Raw genomic sequence first — 12,699 nt, forward strand, 5'->3', positions numbered from 1 at the left:
ATCTCCAGCATAGCTCACTGTCACGCGGCCAACGTGCCTCCGTAGCTAACATCTACGTCAGCGTTGAAGAAGTAGCCTGCGCCACGGGATGTTTTGACCAGGCGAGGGTTGGCCGCATCAGCCTCCAGCTTTCGGCGCAAGCGCATGATTAGGACATCGATACTTCGATCGTACACCTCTTCTCCACGCACACGGCTCGCGAGCAAAAGCCGTTCTCTGGATAGCACGTTGCGGGGGTTCTCCAGAAATGCGATCAAGAGATTGAACTCACATGCGGTAAGCTTGACCTCGCCACGCTCCGCACAGATCAGTCGCCGCTGCTTCACGCTGAGCTTCCAGGCCCCAAAGCGAAATGAGCGCTGCTCTCTGGTTCGCGGACTAGAAATGCGCTGGCGTAGCGCTACTCGAATGCGGGCCAAGAATTCGCGCATCCCGAAAGGCTTGGGAATGAAATCGGTTGCGCCGAGCTCCAGTGCAACCACTTTTTCCGCCTCATCAAGCCGGTCGCCGCTGATCACTATGATAGGAACATCCGATTTTGTCGCCAGATTGCGGACGATCGCAAGTCCATCCTCCCGGCCTAGGTTAAGGTCAACAACCACGAGATCGACTGGCTCACGTGAAAGAACATAGTCAAACTGCTTGCTATCGTGGACTGCGGTTACCTTCAGGGCATGCATCGTGAGATACTCGGCGATGAGGCGCCGCATTGCGGCATCATCGTCAATGACAAGAACATGTTTCAACGGCACACCTCGTTTTGGGGGTTGGGCCCCGATCAGGGTTGCATTACCTGAATCTGCAATCAAAAGGCATGTATTAGTGATGACATTACTTGAAATTGAACAACTGGTTCTCAAAACCCTCAACGCTCTAGTTGCCGAAAAAGTAGAGGTCTCGATGACAACCAGAATGCGGGATCTCGGCCTCGACAGCCTCGACTATAACGAGCTTGCTACGGCGATCGAGAGCCGACTTGGCTGGTTTGTCGACGATTACAAGCTCTGGCAATACGAGTCCGTAAGGCATGTCGCCGACGCCGTCGCCAGTCAGGAGTTGCGCACCGCGGAACCACCAGCAGTGCGGCAAGTGCTGGAGTAGTGCTGTAGGCACAGGTTACGGTGAGGGCAGCTTGGGCGGCGGTAGCTATGGCCATTGCTCCGCTGTGGTTTGTATCCGTGACTGGTGTGTTTGAGAACTGTTGGGTCAGCCCGGTCCATGTCGCAGTGCCGATGCCCCCTTGGTGGCGTTGCCCGCAATTGCGATCGCTGCGCCCAGGGCACCAATGCTGACGGTCGTTGTCAGGCCACCCGTTGAATTGTTGTCAGAGGCAACAGTGCCCACCACACCATCCCAATCGGTGGTCGTATAGACCGACATGTAGTCACGGAACACGCTCTCACTATACGTGGTCACGATCGTTGCCGTCGTACCGGTTGGCACGAGGGCTGACCACACTGACAGATAGACCACACCAGAATTGAAGATGCTTTCCACCTGAGCGAGAAGGGTGGCAGCCACACCCCCAATCGTCATACTGTTGACGGTCACTGCACTTTCGGTGTCAGTGGTCTCAGTTGTCACGATGACACGACGATTAGCGTGTGGCGCGACAAGAAGCGGAATGCTGGTGTGGGTGTAAACGGTCGTGGCAGTCGAGTCTTCGTGAGTGCCATTGAAGACCAGATCTATCGGGAACATTTTCTCCCAGACGCCCGAGCTGCGCACATAGACCTGTCGAGCCTTGGTCCAGAGGCTTGAGATTTTCACCCAGACGGCGCTGGCCGCCCCCCAGACCCCGGAGGCTTTGACGTAAAGGGCCATTACGGCTGCACCCAGAAATCACCGTCCACGCCGCCAGAAGGGGCAGCGGCCGAGATCGTGACGCTGCGATTTGCCATCGTGCCGACGCCGAGAAGCGCCTTGGTCTGGGCAATGGACTGCGGTCGACGATAATTGTCCCCGGTGCCGTCACTCGACACGCGACCGACGAAGCTCGTCACAGCGTCGGCACCTGTGGCGTAGGTCGAGCGGTACAAACGCGTCGTGATATCACCAGCGCCATCGCGCTGAGGCGATGAACATGTATGGCGAGAGCAGAACGTTTGGGGCGGGGCGGGACGAAGAGGTTGCGGAGGGCTGACAAGGTCGAGACGAAGCGTTGCAGGCCTCTCGGCGATCGGACCCCTGCATCATCCGCTCCCGTTTTCGCGGCGGCACATGGGAATTCTCCGCTCCGTTGTTCAACCCCTTGTGCGACCGGTGCTTGACGTCCGGCATCACCTGTCGCTTTGCCGCTCCATACGAGCGCAGCTAGTCGGTGATCATGCGCTTCGGCGCGAGCCCCTGCTTCTTCAACAGCCGCGTCAGCAAGCGCTTGGCGGCCTTGGTGTTGCGGCGGTTTTGCACGATTTCGTCCAGCACATATCCATCCTGGTCGACGGTGCGCCACAACCAAAGCTTTTTGCCGGGCGATGGTGACGACCACTTCGTTCAGGTACCAGACGTCATTCCGGCACGGCGGCTTGCGGCGCAAGCAGCGAGCGCAGTCCAGCCCGAACTTGATGCCCCACCGGCGACTTGTCTCATACGAAACCACGATGCCGCGTTCCAGCAGCATTTCCTCAACCAGGCGCAGGCTCAGCGGAAACCGGAAATAAAGCCAGACCGCGTGGGCGATAATAGGCGGCGGAAATCGGGGGGCGTGTAGCTGACGGCGGGCGTATTCATGCCCCCCGGCGTCCATGTCGCAAATCTTGACGATTGCTTTGTGTGTCAAGCCCGCCGCAGGTCTCAACGCGTTCAATGCAGACATTGTGAAAATCGCCCTATTCCGCCTTTTTTTACCGCCCCTTAAGTCCCCCGCTCGCATGCTTGTCGATGCCATTGAACTCATAGCCATCGGCCAAGGATTTTGGAAAATATGTTTCCGCTCGCAGCAGAAAACGTGAGAGTCGCTGTAGGCCTAACGTTAAGGGGAGAGAGCGGTTTGATTGGACGAAATGGGTACCGGAGTACCGAGTCATGAAGCCACGAGGTAATCTGGTCCGACTGAAGCAATTTCAGGTGAATGAGAAGCGGCGACAGTTGCACCAGCTAGACATCATGATTGCCGATTTCGAACGCATGGCGCGAGAACTGGACTTCCAGTTAAACGCCGAGGAAACGAAGGCCGGCATCTCCGATGTCAATCATTTCGCTTATCCGACGTTCGCCAAGGCCGCTCGCCTACGTCGTGACAACGTCAAGAATTCGCAATCGGACCTTCTGCGGCAGAGAACCGCAGCCGAGCCATGCCTCGCCGAGGCTGAAGCAGAGCTCTCCAAGGCGCAAATGCTAGAATCGCGCAGCGGCAGAGGCCACGACCTCGAACCCGGCAACCGAAGCGCCATGATCGGCTGAGCCGGATGGCTTCAGCGCGCCTCATTCGCGACACCCGACTGGCCGTTGGCGCGCGAGAGGCGTGCGGGCACTGTAAAGATATCAGCGTATTGATGCAGCGATAGCTGGTCGGGACGGCTGTCATGCTGCGGCGACATACGCGATTTTGTTCCAGATTTGCATGGCGGCGTTACGCAGGTATTGGGGGAAAGTGGAACTGGTTGGCACTCGGATCATCGGTGGAAACGAACCGCTGCCGGCGGATCGGCGCCTGGCGGCAACGCCTGGCGCTTTCGGCGGCGGCGGTAACGGCAAAGCAGGCTGGCCGGTCGAGGATGAAGCGGCACCTGCGCGATGCCGTTCTGCTCACGGCCGGGAGACGGGGTCGGCCCCGCCGGCCGGATGCTGCTCGCTTGGCGCGGCATCGTAAAGTCAACCGACAGCTTATGAAGATGTGCGTACATTGGGCCATGTCAGAAGTTGCTCGTGATCCGCTCTATGGTCGCCACCGCTTTCCCGCCGAGATCATTGCGCACGCGGTATGGCTCTACTTTCGCTTTCCGCTCAGCCTGCGCATGGTTGAGGACATGCTGGCGGCCCGCGGCATCATCGTCACGCATCAGACCGTTCGAAGCTGCGCGGAGAAATTCGGACGGCATTCCGCCCAGGAGATCAATATCAGCCGGCTGCCTGGGCGATAAATGGCATCTCGACGAATGTGTCGTGGCTATCAGTGGCAAGAAGCAGTGGCTCCGGCGTGCCGTCGATCAGGACGGCTTCGTCCTCGAAGTGCTGGTACAAAGCCGCCGAAATGCCAAGGCGGCAAAGCGTCTGATGCGCAAGTTGCTGAAAGCTCAAGGGCGGACACCACGGATCATGATCACCGACAAGCTCCGATCCTATGATGCCGCCATGCGCGACCTCATGCCCGGCGTCGAACACCGGTCGCACACAGGCCTGAATAATCGAGCGGAAAATTCGCACCAGCCGACCCGACGACGCGAAAGGATCATGAAACGCTTCAAGTCGGCACGCCAGCTTCAGCGGTTCGTTTCCATCCATGATCCGATTGCCGACCTGCTCACTTTCCCTGCAATGCGCTGTCATCGGCTCAACATCGAGACCTGCGTAACGCCCCATGCAAATCTGGAACAAAATCGCGTGTGTCGCCACAGCGTGACAGCCGTCCCGGCCAGCTATCGCTGCATCAAGCCGCTGAAACTTACAGTGCCGGGCGCGCTGCTACCTGAATTTCCTTACCGCTCAATCAATGTGACAGCACCGATTCTTCTCAACCGCGGCATGCCCTAAATCGTCACTTGCGTTCCGATCTCGACGACGCGTCCGGTCGGGATCTGGAAGTACTCCGTCGCGTCGGCCGCCGTACGCGCCAGGCCGATGAACAACCGGTCCTGCCACACCGGCATGCCGGAATTGGGCGAGGCCTTGAGCGAACGCCGTGACAGGAAGAACGAGGTCGTCATGATGTCGAACTTCCAGCCTTGCTTGCGGCAGATCGCCAGCGCGCGCGGGATGTTCGGCTGCTCCATGTAGCCGAAGGTCAGCGTCACCCGCATGAACAGCTCGTTGACCGTCTCCATCTTGACCCGGTCGCTGTCGGGCACCACCGGTTGCGGCGCGGTCACCACCGAAAGGATGACGTTCTGCTCGTGCAGCACCTTGTAGTGCTTCAGGCTGTGCATCAGCGCGGTTGGCGCGCTGAGTGGATCGCTCGTCAGGAACACCGCGGTGCCGGACACCAGCTGCGGCTTTTTCTTCAGGAGATTGCCGGCGAGGAAATCGAGCGGGATTTCGTTGCGGCGGGTCTTGTCGAACAGATAGCGGCTGCCGCGCACCCAGGTCCACATAGCCAGCACAATGGTGAAGGCCACCGCCAGCGAAGCCCAGCCACCCTCGAACACTTTGACGATGTTGGAGGCAAAAAAGCCGACATCGATGAAGCCGAACAGCGCCGTCATGGCGACCGCCACCCACAGCCGCCATTTCCAGATCCGGGTCATGACGACGAACAGCAGCACCGTCGTCACCAGCATGTTGCCGGTCACCGAGATGCCATAGGCGGAGGCGAGCTTGCTCGATTCGCCGAAACCGACGACCAGCAGCATCACCGCCAGCGCCAGCAACAGATTGACGCGCGGCATGTAGATCTGGCCCGACTGCTTCTCCGAGGTGTGCAGGATTTCCAGGCGCGGCAGCATATTGAGCTGCACCGCCTGCCGGGTCAGCGAGAAGGCGCCGGAGATGACCGCCTGGCTGGCGATGACAGTCGCGGCCGTCGCCAGCACGACCATCGGGATCAGCGTCCAGCCTTCGTTCATCTCGAAGAATGGATGGCCGACGACGCCATTCTTGGCCAGCACGAAGGCGCCTTGCCCGGCATAATTGAGCAGCAGGCAGGGAAACACGATCGCCAGCCAGGCCAGCACGATCGGCTTGCGGCCGAAATGGCCGAGATCGGCATAGAGTGCTTCGGCGCCGGTGACGGCGAGGAAGATGGCGCCGATGGTCACGAAAGCGACGTCGGGCGAATTGATCAGAAACGCGACGATGTAGTGCGGGCTGATCGCCCACAGGATTTCCGGATCGGCGATGATGTGGTTGAGCCCGGAAAGGCCAATTGCCAGGAACCACACCGCCGTCACCGGGCCGAACACCAATCCTACCCCGCCCGTGCCGAAGCGCTGCACCGCAAACACCATGGTAAGAATGACCAGTGTCAGCGGCACGACATAGGGCTGGAAGGTCGGCGTGACGACATTCATGCCCTCAACCGCCGACAGCACCGATATCGCCGGTGTGATGACGGCATCACCGAAGAAAAGCGATGCCCCGACGATGCCGATGCCGAGCATCAGCGCCGAGCGCTTGGGGAAACTGCCGCGCGCCAGCGCCATCAGCGACAGCACGCCGCCCTCGCCGCCGTTATCGGCGCGCAGCACGAACATGATGTACTTGATGGTGACGATGATCGTCAGCGACCAGATGATCAATGACAAAACGCCGAGGATATCGCCGCGCTCGGCGACATTGCCGCCCGACGACGCCACCAGCGCCTCACGGAACGCGTAGATCGGGCTGGTGCCAATATCGCCATAGACAACGCCGAGCGCGCCTAGCATCAGCACCTCGGGGCTTTGCTGTTCGATTGCCGGATGGCTCGACTGTTCGACGGGTTCTGCCTCGCTACCAGTATTGGTAAGGACCATGGACGACACTCCGATAAGGGGCGGCCCTCTACCTTTGCTGCACTGCAATATCAAGTGCCGCGACGTAATGGCTCCGTATGCGGACCGCATTTGTTGCCGCACCGGCGGATTGTCTCATACGAAACCACGATCCCGCTCCCGGGCCATTTCCTCGACGAGACACAGGCCAAGGGGACCTGAAGGAGGGCCAGACCGGATGGGCGATGATCTGCGGCAGGAAACGATGGCGCTGCTTGTAGCTGACGGCATGTCTTTCTCCTTTGTGTGTCTGCCAGACGAGCGGGCGGGCACGGAAGTGGTCGCGCTCTGGCTGCCAGACATACTCGTCCAACCTGATGAAAACCTGACTTGTACACCCAGCCCAAACAGGTGCGAGGGGTCGGTCTATTACCAAAGGCTCTGAGGGCTGATTCTCTAGGGTTCGGCATTCAATACACCGAGCGCTTGCGGAGGCCGGCGTCGAACCCGCAGTGGGCAGTGTCGGCGACTCTTTCGATAATGCTCTCGCGGAAACGATCAACGGTCTTTACAAGGCCGAGGTGATCCATCGACGCGGACCCTGGCGCTCATTCGAGGCCGTCGAGTTCGCCACGCTCGAATGGGTCGACTGCTTCAACAATCGCTGGCTGCTGGAGCCCATCGGCAACATCCCGCCGGCCGAAGCCGAGGAACGCTACTACGGCATGTTGGATGAACCAGCCATAGCCGCGTGACTCAAACGAAACGGCCACCGGAATGCCCGGGGCAGTTCACATCGCATTTGATGCCAGCTTCATCGTATTTTCTTCGGCTTGGACGGGCACTTGGCAGACCCACAGAGCTGGGAACCCTTTGCCATACTACAACTGTAACATCATATCGGTTTAGCAGGTCAAGCTTTGGTGGTAACCTCATTGGGTAGAATAACTACTTTGGAGGCGAGCAATGGATCGCGATAACAAACGGGCACGTGCAGCTGCAAGATCATCTCAAGGCGTGGGGAGCAGTAGCCTCCGTGACGTTCCAGAGGGGCCATTGAGCGATGTTGCAGAACGGCTGGTAACCGCTAACCCGCGCGATACAGCGCGAAATCTTGGGGGCTTCAAAGGCCTCGGGACGCACGAGCGAACAGCCGTTCGGGGCACTCAACCCGGGCCAGAAACTGACCTCGCGAGATTTGAAAGGCGGACCAATCGTCTTGGACGATCAGCCATCGATCTGGCCGCGACATTAACAGCCGAATTGGGGTACAGCACGGATGACATAGCATTGCAGAAAGTCGGAGCGGCCAGTAATCTAGGCGATTACCTAACGCCAGGGCTGCAAGATGCTATTGTTAATCGCATTGGCAACATGGATCCGCCGTCGCAAGCTCTCGGAGCTTATTACGTTGCGCCACACTTCAGTAAGTTTACTGACGAAAACAAATCTCGCATTCTTGATCAGGCCATTGGATTGGCTTCTTCTGATCCGGATGGCAATGTCAGGATGATGGCATCCAATGCTATTCTCAACATGTATCAACAGTTAGACGCAAACCAACAGGCCCAAGCTCACTCAGTTTTTCCCGGCATGCAAGACATCTTGCCGCACATGCCGCCGCCGCAGCATGCAGCAGAGGAACGGAGTGCGAATCTGGACGGCCACATAGCAGGTATTGAGGCTGCAGTCCGTGATACAGTAGGCCCGCAAACCTCGTATGAACAGCTGCAGCGGGGTGCTCAAATCGGGCGGTCCATAAACCACGCCTTCAATCACGCCCGAGAGGACCTAATGGAGGCCACCAGAAGCAGAGATCGCTCCGGCCGTTGAGGTCTCGGCCATGGTACAGTGACGCTTTCTCTCCCGAATTCCGTTTACGGCCTTGCCGTTTCCAATTCGCTGGCCGTTGACGTACCTGCTTAGTGTAACTTTCAAAAACCACGTCTGCCGGGTGATGCGCTGCAAGCATCGCACCACCCGCTGCGGCATCGATCTGTCGAGCGGCGACATCGCGCGACGCCGGTTCGGTCTCTGAAGCACGCGCAGCATTAGCTACGGCTAATCCGGCAATGGAACAATGCTTTCAACAAAAACGACGCCCCCCAACATAGCCATTAGCATCGCGTGCTCACTCGCCGTGGGCTTCTGTGCGGCAAGTCTTTACGCAACCTTCCGCCACGGCGGCAGCGGCGAGGCTCTGATGGCGTTTGATGTCCGTGCCTTTTGGTTTGAGACGCCCTTCTATTTGGGTTTCGCAACCCCCGTTTTCTATCGGGGCGCGGCTATCGTGCTCTCGACGTCCGCGGTCGTCTTGCTGATTCAGCAGATCGTATTGCGCCGCAAGCTCGAACACCACGGGACGGCTCGTTGGGCTCGAGTGGATGAAATGCGACGCACGGGATATCTGCGACGATACCGTGGCGTGACAGGGCCGGTGTTTGGGAAGACAAGTGGCCCTTTCTGGCCTGGCTACTACCTGACCAATGGCGAGCAGCCTCACAGCCTCATCGTTGCACCGACCCGCGCTGGCAAGGGCGTCGGCATAGTCATTCCAACGCTACTTACATTCAAAGGCTCGGTGATAGCTCTGGACGTCAAGGGGGAGCTCTTTGAGCTCACCTCGAGGGCGCGCAAAGCCGCAGGTGACGACGTGTTTAAATTCGCGCCGCTGGATTCGGAGCGGCGCACAAACTGCTACAATCCGCTGTTGGATCTTATAGCGTTGCCTCCACAGCAGCAATTCACCGAAGCCCGCCGCTTGGCCGCAAACCTGATTACGGCCAAGGGGGAGGGCGCGGAAGGTTTCGTCAGCGGCGCGCGAGATATCTTTGTCGCGGGAATCCTTGCCTGCATCGAGCGGGGCACGCCAACAATCGGCGCCGTCTATGACCTCTTCGCCCAGCCGGGGGAGAAGTTTAAGCTCTTCGCGCGACTCGCCATGGAGACCCAGAACAAAGAGGCACAACGCATCTTCGACGACATGGCGGGGAACGATACGAAAATCCTAACCTCCTACACTTCCGTGCTCGGCGATGGCGGGCTCAACCTGTGGGCGGATCCCGCTGTAAAGGCGGCCACAAGTCGCTCGGACTTTTCGGTCTATGATCTTCGCCGTCGCAGAACGTGCATCTATCTTTGCGTTGGTCCGAACGACCTTGAGGTGATCGCGCCTCTGATACGCTTGTTTTTTCAGCAAATCGTTTCAATTCTGCAGCGGTCGCTGGCCCGCCGGGATGAAAAGCACGAGGTTCTCTTCCTGCTCGACGAGTTCAAGCACTTGGGTAAGCTGGAAGCGATCGAGACCGCAATCACGACTATCGCGGGCTACAAGGGGCGTTTCATGCTCATCATCCAAAGCCTTTCGGCACTGACGGGGGCTTATGGAGAGGCTGGCAAGCAGAATTTTCTCAGCAATACCGGACTGCAAGTGTTCATGGCCACGGCTGATGACGAGACTCCGAACTACATTTCCAAGGCCATCGGTGAATACACGTTTGAAGCCAAATCGATTTCCCACAGCCAGGCGCGAACGTTCGACTGGACCATTCAGAATTCACATCAAGGTGCACCGCTATTGCGTCCCGAACAGGTTCGGCTGCTCGATGACGACTACGAGATTGTTCTCATCAAAGGTCTGCCACCATTAAAATTGAGGAAGGTGCGATATTTTTCGGATCGCATTCTGAAACGCATCTTTGAAAGCCAGACAGGCGCCCTCCCGGAGCCGGCGCCCTTGACGGGAGCAGAGGAGGCGCTCTCCGCAGAATCTCAACTCGATGACCCGCTGTGTGAATTGGCGCAGGACTTTGACGATACAGTTTGATGTGAGGCTAGTATGAACCCGCGAAATAGTAATCCATCCCGTGTAACAGCTTTGTCGCAGGTGCAGGACGCCGGCTTGGAAGACGGGCAAGCGGTCCAGGCCCGGCGAGTGGGCTTTGAGCAGCACGTGTCCGAGGCGCTCCGGCCGCTGTTCGATGGTCGAGCTGACGAGCCGCCAACCAAACCAGAGGAGCTTATGCGACTGGAACAGGGGGTTTCGCGAGGTGCTTCAGCGAGGGCAGGATCATCAAGCCGCCTCGTCTTTTTTCAGCAACCCAGGGATGCCCGCTGGACGGGATGACCTCAAGGGAAGCGTGTCGGAGGCTTTCGCAAGCTCTGGGACGCCGGAGTTCGGGCCGCCGCCCCCAGTCTTGGCTGCCAGCCAACAGCAGATCCGCCCCTCGCCGGATGCGCTTGACCAGGGCAACCACCTGCCACCCGAGTGAGTCGTCCCAACAATGAACATTCCACAGCGCTGTTGTGGCCAGCGCAGACGCATAGGGCCCTGAATACGCCGCAAGCCGTCGCCATTCAGCAGCAGCTGAGCGAAATCGGCAATTCAGGCGGCCGCGTGCCTATCCAGAGAGGGGCTGATGCGATCTCCAGACCGGTAGCTCTCGCCGTAATTGATCAGGCTGGTACTGTTGGAAGGCTTGATCAGCCTCGTCACCCCAATCTCCAGCATAGCTCACTGTCACGCGGCCAACGTGCCTCCGTAGCTAACATCTACGTCAGCGTTGAAGAAGTAGCCTGCGCCACGGGATGTTTTGACCAGGCGAGGGTTGGCCGCATCAGCCTCCAGCTTTCGGCGCAAGCGCATGATTAGGACATCGATACTTCGATCGTACACCTCTTCTCCACGCACACGGCTCGCGAGCAAAAGCCGTTCTCTGGATAGCACGTTGCGGGGGTTCTCCAGAAATGCGATCAAGAGATTGAACTCACATGCGGTAAGCTTGACCTCGCCACGCTCCGCACAGATCAGTCGCCGCTGCTTCACGCTGAGCTTCCAGGCCCCAAAGCGAAATGAGCGCTGCTCTCTGGTTCGCGGACTAGAAATGCGCTGGCGTAGCGCTACTCGAATGCGGGCCAAGAATTCGCGCATCCCGAAAGGCTTGGGAATGAAATCGGTTGCGCCGAGCTCCAGTGCAACCACTTTTTCCGCCTCATCAAGCCGGTCGCCGCTGATCACTATGATAGGAACATCCGATTTTGTCGCCAGATTGCGGACGATCGCAAGTCCATCCTCCCGGCCTAGGTTAAGGTCAACAACCACGAGATCGACTGGCTCACGTGAAAGAACATAGTCAAACTGCTTGCTATCGTGGACTGCGGTTACCTTCAGGGCATGCATCGTGAGATACTCGGCGATGAGGCGCCGCATTGCGGCATCATCGTCAATGACAAGAACATGTTTCAACGGCACACCTTCAATCTTGAATCCCCTTGTCTAAACCTGTTGCCGAGCAACCCTGGGGCACCGACCCAGAACAGCTGCTCCTTGATACCACTCGCCGTTGCGTGCGGCCAATGTGAGGCCGTGCTCGTCCTGTTCTTTTCATCCCCAGCGAATTGACCGCACCAAGGCAGCCCGTGGCCACCAGACAGGTCCAAGCGCCGACATGACCCTGCCGTGTGGTCCTTCGCTTTTTCGCTTCGAGCTCCCCCGTTGGTGCAGGCCTGCCAATATCACTCGAGTTCGACCTCATGGATGCCAAGTTTCCTGCCGTGCCCTTGCATCCTCGTCATCCTGGAGTTTGCGGACCTGGATCATCTCGATATCCTGCGGCTCGTGGATCCAGCTCGGACATGGTTGAGCAGCGCGGCGTTTGGCTTGATCAGAGAGGCGGTCGGCGGAAGAAGACCGTGATTCGCTGCAGCGGCCTTGTGCCAAATAGTATGTCTCCTGCCAAGCCGGCTTCGTCCAAGGTGGCCGGCGGCCTCAAATGCTGTTCGGGCGACCGGCAGGTCGCCGGTTGCGGTGAACGTCCGGGCTAACATTTCTCAGTTACTGCAACTCCTCCATCTTGAGCGTGTCACTATGCTTGTCCATTGCGCCGTCGGACTGCGTCAATGACGTGCGTTATCTGCCGATGGGACTGTGCATGATCCACCCTTTGGCGGCGGCGGCCGAACAGCTGAACGAGGCTCGCACCAGGATGGGCTGCGCCGCCACGTCTTCCCAGTTGACCCTCGCCGCCGCGGATTTGCGCCTTCGAGCCAGCTTCGCGGACGAGCTCGCGTCTCAAGCAATGATCTGAGTGTGCAGGGCCGCGCATGGCTGCTCTTTAAGGACCGGCAGCATACC

Annotated in this window: 10 protein-coding genes and 4 pseudogenes; 8 read left to right on the top strand and 6 right to left on the bottom strand. The window is 58.7% G+C overall.

Features of this window, described 5'->3' with window-relative positions:
- Positions 1-20: 20 nt before the first annotated feature.
- Complete coding sequence (virG, locus tag NLY36_RS21820) at positions 21-746, bottom strand: two-component system response regulator VirG (protein WP_023685159.1); 726 nt, start codon at positions 744-746, stop codon at positions 21-23.
- Positions 747-900: 154 nt separating this feature from the next.
- Between virG (NLY36_RS21820) and NLY36_RS21825 the strand changes: the two genes are divergently transcribed.
- Complete coding sequence (locus tag NLY36_RS21825) at positions 901-1,101, top strand: acyl carrier protein (RefSeq protein ID WP_196813804.1); 201 nt, start codon at positions 901-903, stop codon at positions 1,099-1,101.
- Positions 1,102-1,206: 105 nt separating this feature from the next.
- Here NLY36_RS21825 and NLY36_RS21830 read toward each other — a convergent pair whose 3' ends face one another.
- The 3 genes and pseudogenes from NLY36_RS21830 to NLY36_RS21840 all read right to left on the bottom strand — a co-directional run bounded on the left by NLY36_RS21830 (position 1,207) and on the right by NLY36_RS21840 (position 2,730).
- A complete protein-coding gene (locus NLY36_RS21830) occupies positions 1,207-1,824 on the bottom strand; it encodes a hypothetical protein (protein ID WP_023737119.1) in 618 nt (205 codons plus the stop codon).
- Positions 1,824-2,003 carry a hypothetical protein gene (locus NLY36_RS21835; protein WP_031194388.1) on the bottom strand — a complete coding sequence of 60 codons (180 nt, stop codon included), beginning with the start codon at positions 2,001-2,003 and terminating at the stop codon, positions 1,824-1,826. Before NLY36_RS21835 ends, NLY36_RS21830 begins: the two co-directional genes overlap by 1 nt.
- Positions 2,000-2,730: pseudogene (locus NLY36_RS21840) on the bottom strand (IS6 family transposase). The gene NLY36_RS21835 and the pseudogene NLY36_RS21840 overlap by 4 nt, the downstream one beginning before the upstream one ends.
- A gap of 294 nt (positions 2,731-3,024) precedes the next feature.
- On the opposite strand from NLY36_RS21840, the gene NLY36_RS21845 reads away from it, so the two are divergent.
- The 3 genes and pseudogenes from NLY36_RS21845 (at position 3,025) to NLY36_RS21855 (ending at position 4,561) form a co-directional block, all read left to right on the top strand.
- The gene (locus tag NLY36_RS21845; RefSeq protein WP_023679574.1) at positions 3,025-3,402 is read left to right on the top strand and encodes a hypothetical protein; all 378 of its coding nucleotides are present in this window, start codon (positions 3,025-3,027) and stop codon (positions 3,400-3,402) included.
- Positions 3,403-3,524: 122 nt separating this feature from the next.
- Positions 3,525-3,776, top strand: a pseudogene (locus NLY36_RS21850) (DUF1403 family protein); the annotation flags it as partial.
- Between the two features lie 75 nt (positions 3,777-3,851).
- Positions 3,852-4,561 (top strand): annotated as a pseudogene (locus NLY36_RS21855) (IS6 family transposase).
- 127 nt (positions 4,562-4,688) lie between these two features.
- Here NLY36_RS21855 and NLY36_RS21860 read toward each other — a convergent pair.
- Positions 4,689-6,608, bottom strand: a complete 1,920-nt coding sequence (locus NLY36_RS21860; RefSeq protein WP_286461387.1) for a potassium transporter Kup — start codon at positions 6,606-6,608, stop codon at positions 4,689-4,691.
- A gap of 443 nt (positions 6,609-7,051) precedes the next feature.
- Between NLY36_RS21860 and NLY36_RS21865 the strand changes: the two are divergent.
- The 3 genes and pseudogenes from NLY36_RS21865 to virD4 form a co-directional block, all read left to right on the top strand.
- A pseudogene (locus NLY36_RS21865) lies at positions 7,052-7,321 on the top strand (integrase core domain-containing protein); the annotation flags it as partial.
- Between the two features lie 301 nt (positions 7,322-7,622).
- Entirely contained in the window at positions 7,623-8,399 is a 777-nt protein-coding gene (locus NLY36_RS21870; protein WP_245260339.1) for a hypothetical protein, read from the top strand.
- Positions 8,400-8,646: 247 nt separating this feature from the next.
- Entirely contained in the window at positions 8,647-10,392 is a 1,746-nt protein-coding gene (gene virD4, locus NLY36_RS21875; protein WP_023766569.1) for a type IV secretion system ATPase VirD4, read from the top strand.
- A gap of 693 nt (positions 10,393-11,085) precedes the next feature.
- Here virD4 and virG (NLY36_RS21880) read toward each other — a convergent pair.
- The gene (gene virG, locus NLY36_RS21880; RefSeq protein WP_023685159.1) at positions 11,086-11,811 is read right to left on the bottom strand and encodes a two-component system response regulator VirG; all 726 of its coding nucleotides are present in this window, start codon (positions 11,809-11,811) and stop codon (positions 11,086-11,088) included.
- 625 nt (positions 11,812-12,436) lie between these two features.
- Between virG (NLY36_RS21880) and NLY36_RS21885 the strand changes: the two genes are divergently transcribed.
- Positions 12,437-12,652, top strand: a complete 216-nt coding sequence (locus NLY36_RS21885; RefSeq protein ID WP_023737135.1) for a hypothetical protein — start codon at positions 12,437-12,439, stop codon at positions 12,650-12,652.
- Positions 12,653-12,699 lie beyond the last annotated feature (47 nt).

It is taken from the genome of Mesorhizobium sp. C399B, assembly GCF_030323185.1.
Taxonomy (GTDB): domain Bacteria; phylum Pseudomonadota; class Alphaproteobacteria; order Rhizobiales; family Rhizobiaceae; genus Mesorhizobium.